Source organism: Brachybacterium muris, assembly GCF_016907455.1.
Taxonomy (GTDB): domain Bacteria; phylum Actinomycetota; class Actinomycetes; order Actinomycetales; family Dermabacteraceae; genus Brachybacterium; species Brachybacterium muris.
This window is the reverse complement of record NZ_JAFBCB010000001.1, coordinates 900,138-922,922: the sequence shown is the minus strand read 5'-3', so window position 1 is coordinate 922,922 and position 22,785 is coordinate 900,138. Positions and strand designations below refer to the sequence as shown.

General features: G+C 67.6%; 18 protein-coding genes and 1 pseudogene. 7 read left to right on the top strand and 12 right to left on the bottom strand.

Annotation, left to right across the window (positions count from 1 at the left end):
* Window positions 1–149 precede the first annotated feature (149 nt).
* The 8 genes and pseudogenes from JOD52_RS04260 to JOD52_RS04225 all read right to left on the bottom strand — a co-directional run bounded on the left by JOD52_RS04260 (window position 150) and on the right by JOD52_RS04225 (window position 10,231).
* Complete coding sequence (locus JOD52_RS04260) at window positions 150–1,943, bottom strand: dipeptide ABC transporter ATP-binding protein (RefSeq protein ID WP_338124048.1); 1,794 nt, start codon at window positions 1,941–1,943, stop codon at window positions 150–152.
* Window positions 1,944–1,963: 20 nt separating this feature from the next.
* Window positions 1,964–2,710 (bottom strand): ATP-binding protein, encoded by a 747-nt coding sequence (locus tag JOD52_RS04255; protein ID WP_338124028.1) that lies wholly within the window; start codon window positions 2,708–2,710, stop codon window positions 1,964–1,966.
* The gene (gene istA, locus JOD52_RS04250) at window positions 2,707–4,269 is read right to left on the bottom strand and encodes an IS21 family transposase (RefSeq protein ID WP_204408388.1); all 1,563 of its coding nucleotides are present in this window, start codon (window positions 4,267–4,269) and stop codon (window positions 2,707–2,709) included. Before istA (JOD52_RS04250) ends, JOD52_RS04255 begins: the two co-directional genes overlap by 4 nt.
* Window positions 4,270–4,430: 161 nt before the next feature.
* Window positions 4,431–4,640, bottom strand: a pseudogene (locus tag JOD52_RS04245) (ABC transporter ATP-binding protein); the annotation flags it as partial.
* Window positions 4,637–5,590 carry an ABC transporter permease gene (locus JOD52_RS04240; RefSeq protein ID WP_017822708.1) on the bottom strand — a complete coding sequence of 318 codons (954 nt, stop codon included), beginning with the start codon at window positions 5,588–5,590 and terminating at the stop codon, window positions 4,637–4,639. The gene JOD52_RS04240 and the pseudogene JOD52_RS04245, both read right to left, overlap by 4 nt.
* Window positions 5,574–6,509, bottom strand: coding sequence for an ABC transporter permease (locus tag JOD52_RS04235; RefSeq protein ID WP_204408875.1), 936 nt, complete (start codon window positions 6,507–6,509; stop codon window positions 5,574–5,576). Before JOD52_RS04235 ends, JOD52_RS04240 begins: the two co-directional genes overlap by 17 nt.
* 103 nt (window positions 6,510–6,612) lie before the next feature.
* Window positions 6,613–8,289 carry a peptide ABC transporter substrate-binding protein gene (locus JOD52_RS04230; protein WP_204408874.1) on the bottom strand — a complete coding sequence of 559 codons (1,677 nt, stop codon included), beginning with the start codon at window positions 8,287–8,289 and terminating at the stop codon, window positions 6,613–6,615.
* A 280-nt stretch (window positions 8,290–8,569) separates the two neighbouring features.
* On the bottom strand, window positions 8,570–10,231 hold the full coding sequence (locus tag JOD52_RS04225; protein WP_204408873.1) for a peptide ABC transporter substrate-binding protein: 1,662 nt from the start codon (window positions 10,229–10,231) through the stop codon (window positions 8,570–8,572).
* A gap of 252 nt (window positions 10,232–10,483) precedes the next feature.
* On the opposite strand from JOD52_RS04225, the gene pgi reads away from it, so the two are divergent.
* The 6 genes from pgi (at window position 10,484) to JOD52_RS04195 (ending at window position 17,519) form a co-directional block, all read left to right on the top strand.
* A complete protein-coding gene (gene pgi, locus JOD52_RS04220) occupies window positions 10,484–12,178 on the top strand; it encodes a glucose-6-phosphate isomerase (protein ID WP_204408872.1) in 1,695 nt (564 codons plus the stop codon).
* 217 nt (window positions 12,179–12,395) lie between these two features.
* The gene (locus JOD52_RS04215) at window positions 12,396–12,560 is read left to right on the top strand and encodes a glycoside hydrolase family 25 domain-containing protein (RefSeq protein WP_204408871.1); all 165 of its coding nucleotides are present in this window, start codon (window positions 12,396–12,398) and stop codon (window positions 12,558–12,560) included.
* Window positions 12,561–12,774: 214 nt separating this feature from the next.
* Entirely contained in the window at window positions 12,775–14,103 is a 1,329-nt protein-coding gene (locus JOD52_RS04210) for an ABC transporter substrate-binding protein (RefSeq protein ID WP_204408870.1), read from the top strand.
* Window positions 14,100–15,026, top strand: coding sequence for a carbohydrate ABC transporter permease (locus JOD52_RS04205; protein WP_031306954.1), 927 nt, complete (start codon window positions 14,100–14,102; stop codon window positions 15,024–15,026). Before JOD52_RS04210 ends, JOD52_RS04205 begins: the two co-directional genes overlap by 4 nt.
* A 7-nt stretch (window positions 15,027–15,033) precedes the next feature.
* Window positions 15,034–15,906, top strand: coding sequence for a carbohydrate ABC transporter permease (locus tag JOD52_RS04200; protein ID WP_204408869.1), 873 nt, complete (start codon window positions 15,034–15,036; stop codon window positions 15,904–15,906).
* A 71-nt stretch (window positions 15,907–15,977) separates the two neighbouring features.
* Entirely contained in the window at window positions 15,978–17,519 is a 1,542-nt protein-coding gene (locus JOD52_RS04195) for a flotillin family protein (RefSeq protein WP_204408868.1), read from the top strand.
* Between the two features lie 262 nt (window positions 17,520–17,781).
* On the opposite strand, the gene JOD52_RS17425 is transcribed toward JOD52_RS04195, so the two are convergent.
* Genes JOD52_RS17425 through istA (JOD52_RS04185) form a run of 3 tightly spaced genes read right to left on the bottom strand, consistent with a single transcriptional unit; the run spans window position 17,782 to window position 20,214 of the window.
* Window positions 17,782–17,904, bottom strand: coding sequence for a hypothetical protein (locus JOD52_RS17425; protein ID WP_275579087.1), 123 nt, complete (start codon window positions 17,902–17,904; stop codon window positions 17,782–17,784).
* Window positions 17,905–17,908: 4 nt separating this feature from the next.
* On the bottom strand, window positions 17,909–18,655 hold the full coding sequence (locus JOD52_RS04190; protein WP_338124028.1) for an ATP-binding protein: 747 nt from the start codon (window positions 18,653–18,655) through the stop codon (window positions 17,909–17,911).
* Window positions 18,652–20,214: an IS21 family transposase gene (gene istA / locus JOD52_RS04185; protein WP_204408388.1), complete on the bottom strand. Its 1,563-nt coding sequence runs from the start codon at window positions 20,212–20,214 to the stop codon at window positions 18,652–18,654. Before istA (JOD52_RS04185) ends, JOD52_RS04190 begins: the two co-directional genes overlap by 4 nt.
* 155 nt (window positions 20,215–20,369) lie before the next feature.
* On the opposite strand from istA (JOD52_RS04185), the gene JOD52_RS04180 reads away from it, so the two are divergent.
* Window positions 20,370–21,344 carry an ATP-dependent 6-phosphofructokinase gene (locus tag JOD52_RS04180; protein ID WP_376983453.1) on the top strand — a complete coding sequence of 325 codons (975 nt, stop codon included), beginning with the start codon at window positions 20,370–20,372 and terminating at the stop codon, window positions 21,342–21,344.
* A gap of 113 nt (window positions 21,345–21,457) precedes the next feature.
* Here JOD52_RS04180 and JOD52_RS04175 read toward each other — a convergent pair whose 3' ends face one another.
* Complete coding sequence (locus JOD52_RS04175) at window positions 21,458–22,756, bottom strand: acyl-CoA dehydrogenase family protein (protein WP_239551784.1); 1,299 nt, start codon at window positions 22,754–22,756, stop codon at window positions 21,458–21,460.
* Window positions 22,757–22,785: the final 29 nt, after the last annotated feature.

Sequence of the window (22,785 nt, the reverse complement as noted above, 5' to 3'; positions counted from 1 at the left end):
TCGAGTCGCAAGTGGGTGGGGCGCACGGGGTACGGCACGCCCCCGGGCCGTGGCGATTGTATAAGCCACTCAGGACTTCCGTCCCCGTAGGGTCGCCGATGACACGTCCGCACCGATGTGCACCGCGACACCTGCCGAGGGACAGGACCTCAGACGATGCCCCCTGTGGTGTAGGGGTCGTCGCCCTCGGAGCCGATCGGTCCGCGCGCGGCTTGATCGTGCTCGTCCTCGCCGGGCTCACTGTCGGTGGTGGCCTCGTGCGCCTCCTCGAGATCACCCAGGATGGCAGAGCCGGCCAGCTCGATGGTGCGACCGGGGATCGCGTCCAGCAGGCGCTTGGTGTACTCCTGCTGGGGGTTGGTGAACACCTGCTCGGTGGGGGCGTGCTCGACCACCTTGCCCTGCTCCATCACGATCACGTCATCGGCGATCTGCCGCACCACGGCGAGGTCGTGGGTGATGAAGATGTAGGACAGGCCCAGTTCGCTCTGCAGGTCGTTGAGCAGCTCCAGCACCTGCGCCTGCACCAGCACGTCGAGTGCGGAGACCGCCTCGTCGCACACCACCACTTCCGGCTCCAGGGCCAGGGCGCGGGCGATGGCCACGCGCTGACGCTGACCACCGGAGAGCTCGTTGGGGTAGCGGTCCATCACCCCGGTGGGCAGCGCCACCTTGTCCAGCAGGTCGCGCACCCGCGCCACCCGCTCCTTCCGGTTGCCGATGCCGTGCAGGCGCAGAGGCTCCTCGACGGTGCGGAAGATGGAGTACGTGGGGTCGATGGCGCCGTAGGGGTTCTGGAAGATCGGCTGCACCCGGCGGCGCAGGGCGAACTGCTCCTTGGCCGACATGGTGGCCAGGTCACGGCCATCGAAGCGCACGTGGCCCGAGGTGGGCTCCAACAGGCGCAGCACCATCTGCGCGACCGTGGACTTGCCCGAGCCCGACTCCCCCACGATCGCCGTGGTGGTGCCGCGCCGCAGCCGGAAGGACACATCGTCCACCGCGGTGAACGGGGTGGCCTTCTGCCAGGGTGCGCCGCCACGGATCGAGAACACCCGGGTGAGGTTCTCCACCACGATGATGTCGTCACCGTCGTCGTGCTTGGCCGGGTGCGCATCGCGCTTGTGGGCGACCTCCTCGGCGTGCTCCCGGGTGGCGGCCCGTTCGCGCTCGGAGACCAGGCGTCGGCTGGACAGAGACGGCGCCGCGGCGATCAGCCGCTGGGTGTAGGGGTGCTGCGGGTCCTGCAGCAGCTGCAGGGCCGGCCCGGACTCCACCACGTGACCGCGGTACATCACCACTAGGTGCTGGGCGCGCTCCGCGGCCAGCCCCAGGTCATGGGTGATCAACAGCACCGCCACGTCGAGGCTGTCGGTAAGGTGGTCCAGGTGGTCCAGGATCTGTCGCTGCACGGTGACGTCCAGCGCACTGGTGGGCTCGTCGGCGATCAGCAGCGAGGGGCGCGCCGCCAGGCCCATGGCGATCAGGGCACGCTGGCGCATACCACCGGAGAACTCGTGGGGGAACTGGTTCGCGCGCCGCTCCGGATCGGGCAGCCCGGCCTCGGCCAGCAGCTCGACCACCTTGCGGTCGGCCTCCTTGCCGCGGGCGATGCCGTTGGCGACCAGGGTCTCCTTGATCTGGAAGCCCACCCGCCACAGCGGGTTGAGGTTGCTCATCGGGTCCTGGGGCACCAGGCCGATCTCGCTGCCGCGCAGGGCCAGGATCTGCTTGCTGCTGGCCTGGGCGATGTCCTTGCCCTGGAAGTCGATCTGCCCGCCGGTGATGGCCCCGTTGCGGGGCAGCAGCTGGGAGATCGCCATCGCGGTGGTGGACTTGCCGGAGCCGGATGAGTATTCGTAGTCGTGGGAGCCACCGAATCTTGCTCTTGGGGACCGCCGATCGTGCCGACGGGGGCCAGTAGCCGCCGCGGTGGGGACCACTGGCTCCCGCCGGCATCGGGTCACTGGGGCAGTGCGGTGTGTTCTCGCATGTTCCTGTCGCCGGTGTCGATCCAGATTGTGTTGTGCACGATGCGGTCCATGATCGCATCGGCGTGGACTGCTCCACCGAGCCGGGCGTGCCAGTCCTTCTTCGGGTACTGGGTGCAGAACACGGTCGAGCCGGTGTCATAGCGGCGCTCGAGCAGTTCCAGCAGCATCGAACGCATTCCCTCGTCAGGATGGTCCAGCAGCCACTCGTCGATCACCAGCAGCGAGAACGTGGAGTACTTCCGCAGGAACTTCGTCTGGCCCTGCGGCTTGTCCTTTGCCAGGGCCCAGGCCTCTTCGAGGTCGGGCATTCGGATGTAGTGGGCTCGGAGCCGGTGCTGGCAGGCCTGCTTCGCCAGCGCGCAGCCGAGGTAGGACTTCCCTGAGCCGGTGAAGCCCTGGAAGACCACGTTCTGTTGCCGCTGGATGAAGGAGCAGGTTGCCAGTTGCGCGATCACGTTCCGGTTCAGTCCCCGTTCCTCGACCAGATCCAGCCGCCGCAGGTCCGCTCCGGGATAACGCAGCCCCGCCCGGCGGATCAGACCCTCGACCTTTCCATGATTGAAGATGGAATGCGCCTCGTCCACGATCAGCTGGAGCCGTTCCTGGAACGACATCCCCAGCACGTGAGCCTCATCCTGGGCATCGATCGCGTCCAGCAGCGCGGTCGCGCCCATCTCGCGCAGCTTCCGCTTCGTGTCGTTATCGATCACGCTCACCGGACACCTCCGGCGTAGTAGTCGGCGCCACGGACGTATCCGCCGTCTTCCGCGGGTTCCTCGCGGGGTGGACGCAGGGCGGCGACCTTGTCCTGCCCGGTGGCCAAGATCGGGTGCAGATGCGCATAGCGCGGTGAACGGACCCGTCCCGTCAGCGCGAGTGCGCAGGCCGCCTCGACCCGATCTACGGAGAAGCGGCGAGAGAGCCGTAGCACCGCCAACGCGGGATCCAGGCCCTGTTCCACGATCGGCACGGACTCGAAGATCCGCTGGATCACGATCACCGTGGCCGGCCCGACCCGATCTGCCCACGCCCGCACCCTCTGCGCGTCCCAGGCCTGGAAACGCTCGCCCGCAGGTAGGTCCGCGTCGTTGGTGCGGTACTCATTGCTCGCGGTCTCCGGGAGCAGCAGGTGACTGGTCAGTCGCTGGCTGCCCTGATAGATCTCCAGCGTCCGGGCCGTGATGCGCAGATCGACCTTCGCGCCGATGTGCGCGAACGGCGCGGAGTAGAAGTTCCGCGCGAACGTGACGTGCCCGTTCCTGCCCACTCGTCGTCCGTAGTGCCATGTCGAGATCTCGTAGGGCACCGCCGGCAGCGGCGTCAGCAGCGGCCGCTCCTCCGCGTCGAACACGCTGGCGCGGGATCCGGGCCGCTTCTGGAACGGCTCCGCGTTATAGGCCTCCATCCGCTGCCCGATGGCGGCTGCAAGTTCGGGCAGGGACGTGAATCGCTGATCCCGCAGCCCGGCGATGACCCAGGTCGCGACGTGCGCGACGGTGTTCTCCACGCTCGCCTTGTCTTTCGGTTTCCGCACCCTCCCCGGGAGCACCGCCGCCGAGTAATGCGCTGCCATCTCGCGATACGCATCGTTCAGGACGATCTCGCCCTCGCGGGGGTGCTTCACCACACCGGTCTTGAGGTTGTCCGGAACGATCCTCGGGACCGTCCCGCCCAGCGCCTCGAACATCGCTACGTGCGCTCGCAGCCAGGACTCCTGGCGCATATCCAGCGCCGGGAAGCAGAACGCGTAACGAGAAAAAGGCAGGCAGGCAACGAACAAGAACACCTTCGAGACCTCGCCGGTGACCGGATCGGCCAGCTCCATCGTGGGGCCGGACCAGTCGACCTCCACGCTCTGGCCGGCCTTGTGACCGACTCTCGAAGCGGCACCGGTGACCATGACGTGGTGCTGGTAGGTGCGGCAAAACCGGTCATACCCCATCGCCGGATCCCCAGCCGCCGTGGTCGCGTCGAAGTACTCGCCGTGCAACAGCTTCAGCGTCACGCCGACCCTGGCCATCTCTCGATGGACCTGTTCCCAGTCCGGCTGTGCGAACACGCTCTCGTGCTCGCCCCGGCCCGGGAACAACCGGGCATACACCTGCTCATCGGCGACGTCCGCGATATCGCCCCACCCGATCCCTGCAGCGTCAGCGGCCTCGAACACCGCCCTCACGGACTTGCGGGACATGCCCTGCGAGGACGAAATCGCTCGCCCCGACAGACCTTCTGCGCGCAGCTGGAGCACCAGCTTCGCCCTGATCTTCCGTACCATTCCAGATTGCTCCTTCCGCCGCGTGCCCTATACACACGGCGGAAGGAGCGTAGACAGAGCGGCCCCAACGACACCACTGGTGGTCCCGAACGACGCCACCGCTACGGCAGCGACGTGGCACCCGAACCCTCGATCAGCGGACCCCAGCGAGGCGAATATTCACCGGACTCGCCGACGATCGCGACCGTCTGCCCCGGGTACACCGTGAGGTTCGCACCGCGCACCGCGGGCACAGGACCGGCAGAGGTGGAGAAGGTGACGTCCAGGTCCCGGATGTCCAGCAGCGGGGCCGGGGTGCCCGCCTTCTCGCGGCGGTCGCGGTCCGGCGTGAACAGGTCGGTGGTGTCGGTGGGTTCGCTGGTCCGGGTCATCGCTTCTTGGCCTTCGGATCGAGGACGTCGCGCACGGCGTCGCCCATCATGATGAAGCTGAGCACCGTGATGGCCAGTGCACCGGCCGGGTAGAACAGCAGGGTGGGGCGGTCACGCAGAGCCGACTGCGCCTTGGAGATATCCACCCCCCAGGAGACGGTGGAGTCCGGCAGGCCCACGCCGAGGAACGACAAGGTGGCCTCCACCACGATGTACACACCCAGGTTCACGGTGGCCGTGACGATCACCGGGGCGATCGCGTTGGGCAGGATGTGCTTGCCGAGGTTGGTGAGTCGGCCTGCGCCCAGCGCCGTGGCGGCGGTGACGAACTCGGCGTTCTTCACGCTCATCACGCTGGAGCGGGCGATGCGGGCGATCGAGGTCCATCCGAACACCACCATCACCGAGACCAGCAGCACCACCCCGGCGTGCTGGCGGAACAGCTGCATGATCACGATGGCGCCCAGCACCAGCGGGATCGCGAAGAAGATGTCGGTGACGCGGGAGAGGATCGCGTCGAACCAGCCGCCGAAGTAGCCGGCGATCGCACCGATCGCACCGCCCAGCAGCACTACCCCGATGGTGGTGAGAACACCGACGCTGACCGAGGCGCGGGCGCCGTAGATGACGCGGGAGTACACGTCACAGCCCTGCTGGTCGAAGCCGAAGGGGTGACCGGACTGCGGCCCGCCGTAGCTGTTCTTCAGCTCGCAGAAGCGGGGGTCGTTGTCGGTGAACAGCCCCGGCAGCAGCGCCACCAGCAGGATGAAGGCGATCAGCACACCGGCGATGATGAAGATCGGGTTGCGGATCAGGGAATGCCAGGCCTCGCCCCACAGGGAGCGGGGCTCCGCCTCGGTGTCGACGGCGTCGACGGCCCGCAGAGGCACCTCGTCCAGCGGTGCGACGTAATGCCCCTGCCCGGGGAGGGTGTCAGGACTTCGAGACATAGCGGATCCTCGGGTCGAGAAGGGCGTACAGGATGTCGACGATCAGGTTCGCGATCACGAACACCGTGACCAGCAGGGTCACGATCGTGACGACCTTGGTGTTCTCACCGGCGCGGATGGCGTCCCACAGGTGGAAGCCGACGCCGGGGATGTTGAAGATGGACTCGGTGACGATCGCCCCGCCCATCAGCATGCCCAGGTCGATGCCGATGTAGGTGATCACCGGGATCAGCGAGTTGCGCAGGACGTGGGCGGAGATCACGCGGTGGCGCGGCAGGCCCTTCGCGGTGGCGGTGCGCACGTGGTCCTGGGAGGCGACCTCCGCGACCTGGGTGCGGGTCAGTCGCAGCACGTAGGCGAACGACACCGCACCGAGCACCATGCCGGGCACCAGCAGGTTCTCCCAACTGGGGTCGCGCCCCACGTTCACGGGCATCACACGCAGCTGCACGCCCAGCACGAACTGGGCGACGAAGCCGAGCACGAAGGTGGGCACGGCGATCACCAGCAGGGAGAGCATCAGGAACGTGGTGTCGATCCAGGTCCCCTTGCGCAGGCCCGAGATCACGCCGGCGATGATGCCGAGCACGGACTCGAAGATGATCGCGATGATCGCCAGGCGAATGGTGATGGGGAACGCGTCAGCGAGCTGCTTGCTGATCGACTGCCCCCGGAAGGTGGATCCCAGGTCGCCCTGGAAGATGTTGGCCAGGTACAGGAAGTACTGCACCAGGAACGGCTTGTCGAGGTTGAACTCCTCGCGCAGACGGATCTGTGCGGCCTCCGGCAGCGGCTTGTCGCCGCCCAGGGCGGCGATCGGGTCGCCGGGCATGAAGAACACCATGAAGTACACGAGGAGCGTGGCGCCGAAGAAGACCGGGATCATCTGCAGCACGCGACGCAGCACGTACCAGGTCATACTCGCACTTCCCAAGGGGGTAGGGGACGGGACGGGCACGGCACGGGGCGGGGACCCAGGGCGCAGCCGTCGGCCGCGCGCCCGTGCCCCCGCCCGTGCGTGATCAGGCCTGCTTGGTGATCTGATGGTAGATCGGCTGGGAGTCCCAGCCGAAGACGACGTTCTCCACCGTCTCGGCGTAGCCGCCGGCGACGTTGTTGAACCACAGCGGGATCGCCGGGAGGTCCTGGAACAGGATCTCCTGCGCCTTCTGGCCGAGGGTGTACGACTCCTCCTCGTCCGTGGCGGACAGGCCCGCCAGCAGCGCCTCGTCGAACTCGGGGTTCTTGTAGTCGCCGTCGTTGGAGCCCTTGCCGTCGGCCGCGGCCGAGGTGTAGAGCGGGCCCAGGAAGTTGTACATCGAGGGGTAGTCGGCCTGCCAGCCGGTGCGGAACGCGCCCTCGATGGTGCGGGCGACGACGTCGTCGCGCAGGGACTTGAAGTCCGGGTAGGAGTTGCCGGCGGCCTCGATGCCCAGCACGTTGCGGATCGAGTTGCAGACCGCGTCCACCCACTCCTGGTGCCCGCCGTCGGCGTTGTAGGAGAGGCTGAAGGAGCCCTCGAAGGGCTGGATGGCCTCGGCCTCGTCCCACAGCTTCTTCGCCTCGGCCTCGTCGAACTCGAGCACCTCGTTGCCGGGGATGGACTCCGAGTAGCCGTTGACCACGGGGGTGGTGAAGTCGGTGGCGGCGGTGCGGGTGCCGCCGTAGATCGCCTCGCAGATCTCCGGGCGGTTGATGGCGCGGGAGATGGCCTTGCGGCGCAGCGTCCCGGCCTCCCCGGAGAAGTTGGGGTCGTCCACGTGGATGGTGATGGTCGCGTTGCCCGCCGCGGGCTGGTTGACCGCCCGCTCCCCCAGCTCGCTCTCGAAGCTCGACAGGGCGCTGGGCGGGATCGCGTCGATGACGTCGAGGCCGCCGGAGAGCAGGTCGTTGTAGGCGGTCTCCTGGTCCTGGTAGAAGACGAAGTCCAGGCCGCCGTTCTCGGGCTTGCGCGGACCGTTGTAGTCCGGGTTCACCTCGAGCTCGGCGTTCTGGTTGTGGTTCCACGCCACCAGCTTGTACGGGCCGTTGCCGATCGGCTCCTCGCCGAAGGCCTCGGGGTCATCGAAGAAGGCCTGGGGCAGCGGCGAGTAAGCGGTGTAGCCCAGGCGGGTCGGGAAGTCCGACTGGGGCGAGGAGAGCTTCACGGTGAAGGTGCGGTCGTCGACCACCTCGAGACCGCTGAGGGTGGCGGAGGCATCGGCGTCCTTCCCGGAGATGTCGGCGTAGCCGTCGATCGACTCGAAGAAGTACGAGGAGTACTGGCCGTTCGCACCGTTGGCACCGTAGTTCCAGGCGTCCACGAAGTTCTGCGCCGTGACCGGGTCGCCGTTGGTGAAGGTCCAGCCGTCGGCGATCGTGATGGTGTAGTTCTGGCTGTCCTCGGTCTCGATGGACTCCGCCATCTCGTTCTGCGGGGTCCCCTCGGCGTCGTAGTAGACCAGGCCGGAGAAGAGGTTCTGCAGGATCTTGCCGCCGCCGACCTCGTTGGTGTTGGTGGTGTGCAGCGGGTTCTGCGGTTCGGTGCCGTTGATCATCACGACCGCGCCGGCGTCGCCGCCGGAACCGCCGTCGCTGCCGCCGTTACCGCCACCGCCGCCGTTGCCGCCGTCGTCATCGCTGCCGCAGGCGGCGAGGGTGAGCGCCGCCGTGCCGGTGGCGGCCGTGCCGAGGATCATCGATCGTCGCGAAATGGCCATGGGAGCCTCCTGTGAGGTTCTGTGCTTCTCCTGTACTGGATGGGCGAACGTGCCGCATCAGCTTCCTGCACCCGAGGATGCGTCTTCGCATCATCACGGTGAAAGACAGTGTGCACGTGTCTACGCCCACCGGTGTGCAATCCGGGTAACAGTTGGGTCACTGTTCTGCCCTGAGGGGCGTTTTGCCCCGATCACAGGGTATTCCGGCTCCCCCGGGGCGGGGCCGGTGGGCGGCGTGTGCACGCACTGTCCGCCCACCGGGATCGGTGCCGAGGTCCGTTCAGGACTTCTTGGTGACCTGGTAGTAGATCGGTTGTGAGCCCCAGTTGAACTCTACGTTCTCCACCGTCTCCGCATAGCCCGCCGAGACGCTGTTGAACCACAGGGGGATCGCCGGCAGGTCGCGCAGCAGCAGCTCCTGCGCCTGCTGGCCGATCCGCAGGGACTCCTCCTCACTGGTCGCGCTGAGCCCCTCCTGCAGAATCTCGTCGAACTCGGGGTTCATGTAGTCCCAGTTGTTCGAGCCCCGCCCCTCGGCCGCGGCGCTGGAGTACAGCGGGCCGAGGAAGTTGTACATCGAGGGGTAGTCAGCCACCCAGCTGCTGCGGAACGCCCCCGTGATGGTGCGGCCGGTGGTCGCCTCGCGCAGTGACTTGAAGTCGGGGAAGGAGTTGCCCTGGGCCTCGATCCCCAGCACGTTCTTCAGACCGTTGCAGATCGCCTCGACCCACTCCTGATGGCTGCCGTCAGCGTTGTAGGAGAGTGTGAAGGGGCCCTGGAACGGCTGGATCGCCTCCGCCTCGTCCCACAGGCGTTTGGCCTCGGCCTCGTCATACTGCAGGACTTCGTTGCCGGGAATGGATTCGGAGTGCCCGGCCACCGCCGGTGAGATGAAGTCGGTCGAGGGCGAGGTGGTGCCGCTGAAGATCGTCTCGCAGATCGTCGCCCGGTCGATCGCACGGGAGATCGCCTGGCGACGCAGCATGCCGGCCTCACCGGTGTAGTCCGGGTCCTCCATGTGGATGCCGAAGAAGGCGATCGTGGCCGCGGGCTTGCTGACAGCGCGGTCGCCGAGTTCGTCCTGGTAGGAGGAGCGGGCGCTGGGCGGGATGGTGTCGATCACGTCCAGACTGCCGGAGAGCATGTCGTTGTATGCCGTCTCGGGGTTCTGGTACACCACGAAGTCAAGGCCCCCGTTGGCCGGCTTGCGCGGACCGGTGTAGTCGGGATTCACCTCCAGCAGTGCGTTCTGGTTCTGGTTCCACTCCACCAGGCGGTAGGGGCCGTTGCCGATGGGGGCCTGGCCGAAGCCCTCCGGATCATCGAAGTACGCCTTCGGCAGGGGCGAGTAGGCGATGTAGCCCAGACGGATCGGGAAGTCGGACTGCGGTGAGACCAGGGTGACCTCGAAGGTGAGGTCGTCCACCACCGTCAGTCCGCTCATCGTCGCCGTGGGGTCGGCATCCTCGCCCGCGATCTCGGCGTACCCCTCGATGGACTCGAAGAAGTAGGAATTGACCTGACCGTTCGCACCGTTGGCACCATGGTTCCAGGCGTCGACGAAGTTCTGCGCGGTGACGGGGTCTCCGTTGGTGAAGGTCCACCCGTCCTTGATCGTGATCGTGTAGTGCTGGCTGTCCTCGGTCTCGACGGACTCGGCCATCTCCTCCTGCGGTGCCCCCTCGGCGTCGTAGGTGAAGAGCCCCGAGTAGAGGTTCGCCAGGATGTTGATCCCGCCCATCTCGATCGAGTTGGTGGTGACCAGGGGGTTCTGCGGCTCGCTGTTGTTGAAGGTGATGACGGCGTCGGGCGAGCCGCCAGCGTCCGAGCCCCCGGTGCCCCCATCGCCCCCGCCGTTATCGCCGCCGCAGGCGGCAAGGGCCACAGCGGCGGTGCCCGTGAGGGCGGTGGTCTGGATCATGGTGCGACGGCGAATGTTCATCGCGTCTCCTTCGAAGGCAGCGTGTTGGTTGTCGGGACGATCTGAGGTGAACGAAGATTCTCTGTGAACGATGACGCACCCAGACGCTCCCGGTGTGCGCCACGCCACATCGTGATGAACTTGTTACCGCGAGAACCTACCGTCAACGGAGGTTGCTTCAATGCTCCGACGTGGGGCGCGGAAGGCAGTGCCGACCGCGGGCAGCCGGCCTGCTGCGTGGACCGACCTGGTTCCCCACGACACAATGGAGCCATGACCTCCACGACGAACGACACCACCGGTTCCGCCATCGACCCCACCACCACTGCCGCCTGGGAGGCCCTCGAGGCCCACTACCAGGACCAGACAACGTCCCTGCGCGAGTGGTTCGACCAGGACCCGCAGCGTGCCGAGCGCTTCACGCACGCCGCCGCGGACCTCCACGTGGACCTGTCCAAGAACCTGATCACCGCCGAGACCGTGGAGCTGCTGCTGGACCTGGCGCGCGAGGTGGGCCTGGAGGACCGCCGCGCCGCCATGTTCGCGGGCGAGCACATCAACACCACCGAGGACCGCGCCGTGCTGCACACCGCGCTGCGCAGGCCCGAGGGCGCCGAGCCCGCCCTGACGGTGGACGGCCAGGACGTGGACGCCGACGTGCACGCCACCCTGCGCCGCGTCTACGACTTCGCCGACCAGGTGCGCTCCGGGGAGTGGACCGGCGTGACCGGCAAGCGCATCGAGACCGTGGTCAACATCGGCATCGGCGGCAGCGACCTGGGACCGGAGATGATCTACGAGGCACTGAAGCCGCTGGCGCAGGACGGCCTCTCCGCCCGCTTCATCTCCAACATCGACCCCACCGACGCCTATGCCACCACGGCCGACTTGGACCCCGAGACCACCCTGGTGATCGTGGCCTCCAAGACCTTCACCACCCTGGAGACCATCACCAACGCGCGACTGGTGCGCGAGTGGCTGCTGGGCGGCCTACGCGATCGCGGGCTGGACCAGGACCTCGAGGCCGAGGCCGTGCGCCGCCACTTCGTGGCCGTCTCCACCGCCCTGGACAAGGTGGAGGAGTTCGGCATCGATCCCGAGAACGCCTTCGGCTTCTGGAACTGGGTGGGCGGCCGCTACAGCGTGGACTCCGCGATCGGCACCGTGCTGGCGACCGTGCTGGGGCCGGGCGCCTTCGAGGAGCTGCTGGCCGGCTTCCACGCCATGGACGAGCACTTCCGCACCGCCCCGCTGGAGGACAACGTGCCGGTGCTGATGGGCATGCTGAACGTGTGGAACGTGAACTTCCAGGGCGCCGAGACCCACGCAGTGCTCCCCTACTCCCAGTACCTGCACCGCTTCCCCGCCTACCTGCAGCAGCTGACGATGGAGTCCAACGGCAAGTCGGTGCGCTGGGACGGCTCGCTGGTCTCCTACGACACCGGCGAGGTGTTCTGGGGCGAGCCCGGCACCAACGGGCAGCATGCCTTCTTCCAGCTGCTCCACCAGGGCACCCGGCTCATCCCGGCGGACTTCATCGCCTTCGCCACCCCGAACCACCCGCTGACCGACGGCGAGCAGGACGTCCACGAGCTGTTCCTGGCGAACTTCTTCGCCCAGACCAAGGCCCTGGCCTTCGGCAAGACCGCCGAGGAGGTGCGCGCCGAGGGCACCGAGGGAGCACTGGTCGCGGCCCGCGAGTTCTCCGGGGACCGGCCCACGACCTCGATCATGGCCCCGAAGCTCACCCCGTCGGTGCTGGGCCAGCTGATCGCGCTGTACGAGCACATCACCTTCGTGCAGGGCGTGGTGTGGGGCATCAACTCCTTCGATCAGTGGGGGGTGGAGCTGGGCAAGCAGCTGGCCAAGGGCCTGGCCCCCGCGGTCGCCGGCGACGAGGAGGCGATTGCGGCCGAGGACTCCTCGACCGCCGCGCTGATCCGCTACTACCGCGAGCACCGCGCCTGATGCAGGCACCCGCGACCGCGCGGGCCGGTCGGCCCGGCAGGGGCACCCGTCGGTTCCTCCTGCCTGGGCTGCTGGGCCTCTTGGTCGCGGTAGGTGTCATCGCGCTGCTGGTCGTCACCGGCGTGATCTGGTCCCACCGGTCATCTACACCACCCTGGAGGCCTACACGAGGTACATCTCCGGTGCCTAGCCGGAGCACCCGATCTGGATCCGGTCCGTGGTGCTGCCACCGCGGCTGGACGACGGCCGCGACTGGTCCCTGTGGCAGTACTCCCACCGAGACTGGCGCGACGGCTACGGCGGCGAGGAGCGCTACATCGACATGAACGTCTTCGTCGGCAGTCGAGAGGAGCTCGCGGCTCTGAACGAATCGTCGGCCTGAGCCATCCCGGGGAGGCCGGTGTCCTCGTGGATCCGTACGCGAGCCCGGCGCGCAGGTGAACAACCGGTCACGATTCGGCTCGACCTCCGACAACAGACGGCAACCGATATCCACCCAGGGACGTTCGTCCCACGATGGCAGTGTGCCGAATGTCACGGTGCACTCCCTCGCGCCCACCGGCCGGGGTCCAGGAACGCTGTCAAGGAGGACTGCGATGTCCCGTCTGCCCGTCGTCACGTCCCGTCTGTCCCGTCGAGGGTTCGCGCTGGGAGGTGCCGCGGCTCTTACCGCGGGCACCCTGGCCGCCTGCAATCCGGGCGGTTCCACCACCAATGAGGGCGGCGGTGATCCTGTCGAGCAGCAGGACCCCTCCGAGCTGGCCGGCAAGACCCTCTCCTACCTGTACTTCACCGACGGCCCCGACGAGCAGGCCACCCGCGACCTGATCGCCCAGTTCGAGCAGGAGTACGACGTCACCGTCGAGCTGGAGATCGTCCCCTTCAGCGACATCACCACCACCCTGCAGGCACGCCTGTCCGGCGGGCAGGCACCGGACGTGGCCCGTGTGGCCGCCACCGCCCCCTTCGCCGGCGACCTGCTGGTGCTGGACGACTTCCTGGGGGCGGACTACCTCGACGAGTTCGCCGAGGGTGTGCGCGTGGGCATGACCGACGCCGACGGCAAGATCGTCGCGATCGCCTCGGACCTCACCCAGAACGGGCCCTTCGTCAACACCGACCTGTTCGAGAAGGCAGGCGTGGAGATCCCCGAGTCCTGGACCTGGGAGGAGATGGTCACCCTCGCAAAGCAGGTGCAGGAGGCCGCCGGCACCGAGTTCGCCTTCGCGATGGACAAGTCCGGGCACCGCCTGTCCACGATCCTCTCCCAGGGCGGCACATACCTGGTGCAGGAGCAGGAGAGCTCCCTGGACCCGGCCGCAGCCACCACCGCCCTGCAGCCGCTGGTGGACATGATCAACGATGGCACCTCCCCCAAGGACTTCTGGCTGGACTCCGGCACCAAGTACGCCGGCGCCAACGAGGTGTTCCTGGCCCAGCAGGCCCCGGTGTACCTCTCGGGCAACTGGCAGGTGGCCCAGTTCGATGCCAACGCCGAGTTCGGCTGGCGGACGACGGCGAACCCCACCCTGAGTTCCGGTGGAGGGTTCCCCGGCGGGAAGTTCATGGTGGGCTTCTCCGCGGGCCCGGAGAACCAGCTGGCAGCAACGTTCCTGCAGTTCATGAACACCACCGAGTCACAGGAGGCTTTCATCACCGCCTCCAGCTTCATGCCCACCCGCACCGACCTCACCGAGTCCGGTGTGGAGTACCCGGTGCGCAACGAGGAGATGAACGTCTTCATCGACGAACTGGCGGAGACCCCCGACGAGGCCTACGCCGCCTGCTACTCCCCTATCTTCGACGCCGCCGCTCAGGAGTTCATCAAGCAGTTCGCTGAGGTGGTGGCCGGTAACAAGGAGCTGGCGCAGGCGATGGAGGATCTGAAGGCCGGGATCGACACCGTCGCGGAGCAGGCCGGATGACCGCAGCCACGGCGTCTACCGCGGCGCCCGCCCGGCCGTCGCGGCGTCGGCGGGTGCCGTGGTCGCTGAAGGCCGCCCCCTACCTGTTCCTGCTGCCGAACATGGTGATCTTCGGGCTGTTCACCATCTGGCCGGCGATCAGCGGGTTCAACATCTCGCTGTACTCCTCGCGCAACGGCCGCACCTTCGAGTGGGCCGGCACCGGGAACTTCGAGCGGATCTTCTCCGACGCCGAGTTCTACCAGGCACTGTTCAACACGATCGTGTTCGTGCTGGCCTTCGTGGGCCTGGGCGTGTGCATCGCGGTGGTGCTGGCGGTGCTGCTGAACGCCCAGGGGTTCGGCAAGTCGTTCTTCCGCTCGGTGTTCTTCCTGCCGGTGCTGCTGAGCCCGGTGGTGGTGGGCATCGTGTGGCGGTGGCTGCTGGAGCGCAACGGCGGCCTGGTGAACGAGGCACTCGGGGCGATCGGCATCCCCGCGGTGCCCTGGCTGGTGGATCCCCAGCTCGCGATGGTCAGTGTGATCGCGGTGAGCCTGTGGACCAACGTGGGCTTCTACACGATGATCCTGCTGGCGGGCCTGCAGTCCATCGATCCGAACCTGTACGAGGCGGCCAGCCTGGACGGCGCCTCGCACCTGCAGCAGTTCCGCTCGATCACGCTGCCGATGCTGGCGCCCACCACGATGGTGGTGCTGATCCTGTCCACCATCCACGGGTTCCAGGCCTTCGACGTCATCTACAACCTCACCGGCGGCGGGCCGGTCGGTGCCACCACCCTGCTGGTGCAGTACGTGTACGACAACGCCTTCGGCCCGTCGATGCAGTACGGCATGGCCGCCGCAGGCTCCGTGGTGCTGTTCGTGATCGTCATGTGCTTCACGCTGCTGAACTGGTTGCTGGGCCGACGAGCAGAGGCGGTGTGAGCAGGTCATGAGCATCTCCTCGACGAACGCGGGAAAGCCGTCCACCTGGACGTCCACCTCCCACAAGAAGATCCGCCCCGCCGCGGTGGTGCGCACCGTGAACCTCACGGCGCTGGCCCTGCTGGTGCTGATCCCGCTGGTGTGGACGGTGCTGGGCTCCTTCAAGAACCAGACCGAGCTGGCGCAGCGCCCACCCACGCTGATCCCCCAGTCCTGGCACCCCGAGAACTACGCCACGGCGCTGACCGGGTTCGACGTGCTGCGGTACCTCACCAACAGCGTGATCGTGGTGGTGGTGGCGACGCTGCTGACCCTGGCGGTGAACTCCATGGCCGCCTACGCGCTCTCGCGCTACAACTTCCGCGGCAAGAACGTGCTGTTCCTGGTGACGCTGGCGACGATCATGATCCCCCTGCAGGTGATCCTGATCCCCGTGTACCAGGTGACCGCCAGCCTGGGGCTGACCAACTCCCTGTGGGGCGTGATCCTGCCGGCGATCGCCACCCCCACCGGGGTGTTCCTGCTGCGCCAGTACATGCTCACCCTGCCCGACGAGCTGATCGACTCGGCGCGCATCGACGGGGCCCGCGAGTTCGCGATCTTCTGGCGGGTGGTGCTGCCGCTGTGCAAACCGGCGCTCGCGGTGCTGGCGATCTTCTCGGTGCTGTGGCGATGGAACGACTTCCTGTGGCCGCTGGTGGTGACCAATGAGCGCACCCGCACCCTGCCGGTGGCGCTGCAGCGCTTCGCCAGCCAGGAGGTGGTGCCGTTCAACCTGGTGCTCGCCATCGCCGTGGTCTCGATGATCCCGGTGCTGATCTGCTTCCTGGTGTTCCAGCGGCAGATCGTCCAGGGGATCGCCTCGACCGGCATGAAGTGAGAACCGGTCTCCTTCGTGCACGTTCGATGGGACAATGACGCCTGCAGGCCTGAACCGACTGAGGGGAACCGATGGAGACACTGATACCGATACTCGTGGTGGTCGCGGTCGTGGTGGTCGTGCTGCTGATCCTGCTGGGGATCCTGCTGCGCAGCTACCGCATCGCGGCACCGAACGAAGCGCTGATCATCACCGGCCGCAACGCCAAGACCTCGCCCACCGGGGACATCGACCTGGAGTCCGGCAGTGCGCGGGTGGTGATCGGCGGGCGTGCCATCGTACGCCCGATCTTCGACCGTGCCTTCGTGCTGAGTCTGTCCTCCCGCCAGATCCCGGTGGAGGTCGAGGGCTACTCGATGAACGGCATCTTCCTGCGCCTGCGCGGTGTCGCGCAGGTGAAGGTGGGGGGCAACGTCAACGACGTGCGCAAGGCCGCCCAGCGATTCCTGGACCAGCAGAAGCAGATCGACCACTACACCCAGGAGATCCTCTCCGGCACGCTCCGCGCTGTGGTGGGCACCCTGTCGGTCGAGCAGATCATCCGTGACCGCGCCTCCTTCGCCGCCCAGGTGCAGGCCGAGGCGGAGCACTCGATGAACAACCAGGGCCTGGTCATCGACACCTTCCAGATCTCCGCGATCGAGGACGACGGCTCCTACCTGCGCGACTGGGGTCGCCCCGAGGCCGCGCTGGTGGCCAAGACGGCCGCGATCGCCGAGTCCAACGCCGGGCGTGAGTCCACCGAGGCCAAGAACCTCAACCTCCAGGCCGAGGCGGAGTCGAAGCAGGCCTTCGACCTGCGCCAGGCGGAGATCAAGGAGCAGACCGACGCCCGTCAGTCCGTCGCCGATGCTTCCGGCCCGCTGGCCCGCGCCGCGCAGCAGCAGCGGATCATCGAGCAGGAAGAGATGATCGCGATCCGCAACAACGATCTGCGCGAGAAGCAGCTGATCGCGGAGGTCCACAAGCCGGCCGAGGCCAAGCGCTACGCCGAGCAGCAGGACGCGGACTCGAAGAAGTACGCCCGCGTGGCCGAGTCGGAGGCTCAGCTGACCGACGAGCGCAACCGCGCCGAGGCCCGCAAGGTGTCCTCCGAGGCGGAGGCGTTCTCCATCGAGGCCCGCGGTCGCGCCGAGGCCGAGGTCGAGCTGCAGCGTCGTTCCAAGGACGCCGAGGCGGTGCGCCTGGAGGGTCAGGCCGAGGCCGACTCGCTGCGTGCCAAGGGCGATGCCGAGGCCGCCGCCATCCTGGCTCGCGGTACCGCGGAGGCCGAGGCCACCCGTGCCCGCGCCGAGGCGTACAAGCAGTTCAACGACGCCGCGGTGCTGTCCCAGGTGCTCGAGGTGCTGCCGCAGGTGGCCAACGAGCTCGCCTCCCCGTACTCGAACATCGAGAACCTCTCGGTGTTCTCCACGGACGGCGAGGCCAAGATCGGCCAGAACATCTCCGTGGGCCTCGCCCAGGTGCTGGAGATGGTCAAGTCCACCACCGGTGTGGACTTCCAGGACACGCTTGCGCGCGCTTCCCAGGGCGGTCGCGACGTGCGGGCGCAGTCCGAGCAGGACCAGGCGGACAAGGAGCAGGCAGGACAGCAGTCCACCGACGACGCCTGATCCACGTCAGCTGATCCAGGTCAGCTGATCCGTGCGGCGCGAGCCCCTCAGCCGGGGGACTCGCGCCGCATTGCTGTTCGCGCACACCTCAGCAGTTCACCGGCACGTCACCTGGTGTTCGGCGCGGGACGTCCGCACTTCGGCCCCGGGGCGGATCGACCGTAGAGTGGCGGGTGAGAAGCCGACACGACGGAAGCGAGAGCGCACCCCATGAAGATCGGGATCCTGACCTCCGGGGGCGACTGCCCCGGCCTGAACGCCGTCATCCGCGGCGTGTGAGTATTCGTAGTCGTGGGAGCCACCGAATCTTGCTCTTGGGGACCGCCGATCGTGCCGACGGGGGCCAGTAGCCGCCGCGGTGGGGACCACTGGCTCCCGCCGGCATCGGGTCACTGGGGCAGTGCGGTGTGTTCTCGCATGTTCCTGTCGCCGGTGTCGATCCAGATTGTGTTGTGCACGATGCGGTCCATGATCGCATCGGCGTGGACTGCTCCACCGAGCCGGGCGTGCCAGTCCTTCTTCGGGTACTGGGTGCAGAACACGGTCGAGCCGGTGTCATAGCGGCGCTCGAGCAGTTCCAGCAGCATCGAACGCATTCCCTCGTCAGGATGGTCCAGCAGCCACTCGTCGATCACCAGCAGCGAGAACGTGGAGTACTTCCGCAGGAACTTCGTCTGGCCCTGCGGCTTGTCCTTTGCCAGGGCCCAGGCCTCTTCGAGGTCGGGCATTCGGATGTAGTGGGCTCGGAGCCGGTGCTGGCAGGCCTGCTTCGCCAGCGCGCAGCCGAGGTAGGACTTCCCTGAGCCGGTGAAGCCCTGGAAGACCACGTTCTGTTGCCGCTGGATGAAGGAGCAGGTTGCCAGTTGCGCGATCACGTTCCGGTTCAGTCCCCGTTCCTCGACCAGATCCAGCCGCCGCAGGTCCGCTCCGGGATAACGCAGCCCCGCCCGGCGGATCAGACCCTCGACCTTTCCATGATTGAAGATGGAATGCGCCTCGTCCACGATCAGCTGGAGCCGTTCCTGGAACGACATCCCCAGCACGTGAGCCTCATCCTGGGCATCGATCGCGTCCAGCAGCGCGGTCGCGCCCATCTCGCGCAGCTTCCGCTTCGTGTCGTTATCGATCACGCTCACCGGACACCTCCGGCGTAGTAGTCGGCGCCACGGACGTATCCGCCGTCTTCCGCGGGTTCCTCGCGGGGTGGACGCAGGGCGGCGACCTTGTCCTGCCCGGTGGCCAAGATCGGGTGCAGATGCGCATAGCGCGGTGAACGGACCCGTCCCGTCAGCGCGAGTGCGCAGGCCGCCTCGACCCGATCTACGGAGAAGCGGCGAGAGAGCCGTAGCACCGCCAACGCGGGATCCAGGCCCTGTTCCACGATCGGCACGGACTCGAAGATCCGCTGGATCACGATCACCGTGGCCGGCCCGACCCGATCTGCCCACGCCCGCACCCTCTGCGCGTCCCAGGCCTGGAAACGCTCGCCCGCAGGTAGGTCCGCGTCGTTGGTGCGGTACTCATTGCTCGCGGTCTCCGGGAGCAGCAGGTGACTGGTCAGTCGCTGGCTGCCCTGATAGATCTCCAGCGTCCGGGCCGTGATGCGCAGATCGACCTTCGCGCCGATGTGCGCGAACGGCGCGGAGTAGAAGTTCCGCGCGAACGTGACGTGCCCGTTCCTGCCCACTCGTCGTCCGTAGTGCCATGTCGAGATCTCGTAGGGCACCGCCGGCAGCGGCGTCAGCAGCGGCCGCTCCTCCGCGTCGAACACGCTGGCGCGGGATCCGGGCCGCTTCTGGAACGGCTCCGCGTTATAGGCCTCCATCCGCTGCCCGATGGCGGCTGCAAGTTCGGGCAGGGACGTGAATCGCTGATCCCGCAGCCCGGCGATGACCCAGGTCGCGACGTGCGCGACGGTGTTCTCCACGCTCGCCTTGTCTTTCGGTTTCCGCACCCTCCCCGGGAGCACCGCCGCCGAGTAATGCGCTGCCATCTCGCGATACGCATCGTTCAGGACGATCTCGCCCTCGCGGGGGTGCTTCACCACACCGGTCTTGAGGTTGTCCGGAACGATCCTCGGGACCGTCCCGCCCAGCGCCTCGAACATCGCTACGTGCGCTCGCAGCCAGGACTCCTGGCGCATATCCAGCGCCGGGAAGCAGAACGCGTAACGAGAAAAAGGCAGGCAGGCAACGAACAAGAACACCTTCGAGACCTCGCCGGTGACCGGATCGGCCAGCTCCATCGTGGGGCCGGACCAGTCGACCTCCACGCTCTGGCCGGCCTTGTGACCGACTCTCGAAGCGGCACCGGTGACCATGACGTGGTGCTGGTAGGTGCGGCAAAACCGGTCATACCCCATCGCCGGATCCCCAGCCGCCGTGGTCGCGTCGAAGTACTCGCCGTGCAACAGCTTCAGCGTCACGCCGACCCTGGCCATCTCTCGATGGACCTGTTCCCAGTCCGGCTGTGCGAACACGCTCTCGTGCTCGCCCCGGCCCGGGAACAACCGGGCATACACCTGCTCATCGGCGACGTCCGCGATATCGCCCCACCCGATCCCTGCAGCGTCAGCGGCCTCGAACACCGCCCTCACGGACTTGCGGGACATGCCCTGCGAGGACGAAATCGCTCGCCCCGACAGACCTTCTGCGCGCAGCTGGAGCACCAGCTTCGCCCTGATCTTCCGTACCATTCCAGATTGCTCCTTCCGCCGCGTGCCCTATACACACGGCGGAAGGAGCGTAGACAGAGCGGCCCCAACGACACCACTGGTGGTCCCGAACGACGCCACCGCTACGGCAGCGACGTGGCACCCGAACCCTCGATCAGCGGACCCCAGCGAGGCGAATATTCAGCGTGGTCATCAAGGGCGACAAGCTGTTCGAGGACGAGTTCATCGGCTACAAGGACGGCTGGCGGGGCGTCATCGACAACGACTACATGACACTCCCCCGGCGCCGGGTGCGCGGCATCGGCCGCATCGGCGGCACCATCCTGGGCACCTCGCGCTCCAACCCCTTCGCCGACGGTGAGGACGGGGCCGCGATCGTGCGCCAGCAGATGGACGACAACGACATCGACGGCATCATCGCCATCGGCGGGGACGGCACCCTGTTCACCGCGAACCGCCTGTTCGAGGCGGGGATACCGGTCGTCGGCGTCCCCAAGACGGTCGACAACGATCTGGACGCCACCGACTACACCTTCGGATTCAACACCGCCGTGGAGATCGCCACCGAGTCCCTGGACCGGCTGCGGATGACCGGCGACTCCCACCACCGCTGCATGGTGGCCGAGGTGATGGGCCGCTCGGTGGGCTGGATCGCCCTGCACTCCGGGATGGCCGCCGGCGCCCACGTGATCTGCCTGCCGGAGTTCCCGCTGACGATCGACGAGATCTGCGCCTACGTGAAGTCGGCCTTCGACCGCGGGCGCGCACCGCTGGTGGTGGTCGCCGAGGGCTTCGTGCCCAAGGACGCCCCGGAGGGTTTCATGGACTATGACCTGGACGAGTTCGGCCGCCCCCGCTTCGGTGGGATCGCGGAGGTGCTGGCGCCCGTGATCGAGGAGCGCCTGGGCATCGAGTCCCGTGCCACGGTGCTGGGGCACATCCAGCGCGGTGGCGAGCCCACCGGGTACGACCGGGTGCTCGCCACGCGCCTGGGCACCGCCGCGGTGGACCTGGTGCACAACAACGGCTTCGGCCGGATGGTGGCGCTGCGCGGCACCGAGATCGTGGACGTGCCGCTCACCGAGGCGATCGACAGCCTGAAGTCGGTGCCGCGCTCCCGCTGGGACGAAGCGAAGGTGCTGTTCGGCTGATCGACGTACTGCGAGGAACGAGCGGTAGGAGATCAGCGATCAGGCACAGCTGATCGACGTACTGCGAGGGACGAGCGGTAGGAGATCAGCGATCAGGCACGGCTGATCGAGTGTCAGCGCTCTGCGCCCACGTCCCCCAGCAGCGCCTTCGCGTAGGAGGCGTGCACGGACTCCTCGTCGGAGGGGTGGTAGAGGCCTGCACGCACGTCGCGGGACAGCCGCTCCAGCTCGCTGCGACGGAAGTAGTGCGAGCCGCCGCTGGCGCGCAGCACCTGGTCCACCGCGGCGATGGCGGCCTCGGTGGCGCGGGACTTCACGCCGGAGAAGTGCAGGAACCAGCGCGGTCCATGGTCGGTGATGCCGGGGCCCGTCTCCCCTGTCCCCAGGGCGTCGAGGTCTGCGGTGACCTTCTCCAGCTGCAGGATCACGCCGTCGATGCCGATCGCGGCGTCGGCCAGGCGCCAGCGGATGTCGGGGTCGTCGGCGTGCACGATGCCGCGTGTGACGCTCTTGCGGGTGGTGGCGATCTGGGCGCCCACCTCGACGGCCCGCTCGGCGATGCCGGTGTACACCGAGGCGATCAGCAGTTCGAAGGCACCGAAGATGCCCATCACGAAGGGCTCCTGGTTGGGACCCACGGGGGTGGTGGTGATGAGCCGGTCCGCGGTGACGGGGGCCTTGTGCAGGCGGGTGGTGCGCGACTGGGTGGCACGCATGCCGTGGGTGTCCCAGTCGTCCTTGACCTCGACGGCGTCGGTGCGCTCCAGCACCCCAAACACCAGGCGCGGATCGTCGTCGCCGGTCCCGTCGGCCTCGCCTGCCCCGTTGGTGATCCGGCCGTGGACAACCAGGCGGTCCCACACCGGGCCGAGCGAGGTGAAGATCTTGGTGCCGGTGAACTCGTAGCCGCCGGCGTTCTCGCTGTCCGCGCCGGTGATCGGTTCTGCCGTGGTGGAGGAGTCGAAGAGCATCGCCTCGTTGCCGGCCTCGGAGATGCCGAAGGCGAACAGGCGGTCCGCTGCGGCGTCCTCCAGGATCCCGCGGACCCCGTCGGTGCCGAGTCGGTGGGCGTGCAGGGCCGCCCCGGTGATCACCAGGTGCATGTTCATCGACAGGGCGGTCGCCGGTGCCGCCTTCGCGAGCCGGCGCTGGATGCGGGAGGCCTGCAGCAGGGTGCCGCCCAGGCCGCCCATCTCGGTGGGGACCAGGAGTTGCAGGTACCCGCGCTCGCGCAGATCTGCGAGGTCCTGCTCGGGGAACGTGTTCTCGCGGTCGTGGGTGACGGCCCTCTCCCGGAACGTCTCCAGGAGCTCGTCCGGAAGGAACGCCGCGGGGGTGAGGTCGCCGGACGGCGCGGGAGCCGGGCTCGGGGCGGAGGCAGGGGTCGAAGGATCCGAGGTCGAAGAAGTCATGGATCCACCGTAGCCCTGCCGGCCGCGTG

Bases quoted from the DNA above. Each gene is read 5' to 3' on its own strand.
- istA (WP_204408388.1), bottom strand. From the start codon at position 20,214: ATGGTACGGAAGATCAGGGCGAAGCTGGTGCTCCAGCTGCGCGCAGAA.
- JOD52_RS04210 (WP_204408870.1), top strand. From the start codon at position 12,775: ATGTCCCGTCTGCCCGTCGTCACGTCCCGTCTGTCCCGTCGAGGGTTC.
- JOD52_RS04195 (WP_204408868.1), top strand. From the start codon at position 15,978: ATGGAGACACTGATACCGATACTCGTGGTGGTCGCGGTCGTGGTGGTC.
- JOD52_RS04175 (WP_239551784.1), bottom strand. From the start codon at position 22,756: ATGACTTCTTCGACCTCGGATCCTTCGACCCCTGCCTCCGCCCCGAGC.
- JOD52_RS04235 (WP_204408875.1), bottom strand. From the start codon at position 6,509: ATGACCTGGTACGTGCTGCGTCGCGTGCTGCAGATGATCCCGGTCTTC.
- JOD52_RS04240 (WP_017822708.1), bottom strand. From the start codon at position 5,590: ATGTCTCGAAGTCCTGACACCCTCCCCGGGCAGGGGCATTACGTCGCA.
- JOD52_RS04200 (WP_204408869.1), top strand. From the start codon at position 15,034: ATGAGCATCTCCTCGACGAACGCGGGAAAGCCGTCCACCTGGACGTCC.
- pgi (WP_204408872.1), top strand. From the start codon at position 10,484: ATGACCTCCACGACGAACGACACCACCGGTTCCGCCATCGACCCCACC.
- JOD52_RS04225 (WP_204408873.1), bottom strand. From the start codon at position 10,231: ATGAACATTCGCCGTCGCACCATGATCCAGACCACCGCCCTCACGGGC.
- JOD52_RS04230 (WP_204408874.1), bottom strand. From the start codon at position 8,289: ATGGCCATTTCGCGACGATCGATGATCCTCGGCACGGCCGCCACCGGC.
- istA (WP_204408388.1), bottom strand. From the start codon at position 4,269: ATGGTACGGAAGATCAGGGCGAAGCTGGTGCTCCAGCTGCGCGCAGAA.
- JOD52_RS04205 (WP_031306954.1), top strand. From the start codon at position 14,100: ATGACCGCAGCCACGGCGTCTACCGCGGCGCCCGCCCGGCCGTCGCGG.
- JOD52_RS17425 (WP_275579087.1), bottom strand. From the start codon at position 17,904: ATGCCGGCGGGAGCCAGTGGTCCCCACCGCGGCGGCTACTGGCCCCCG.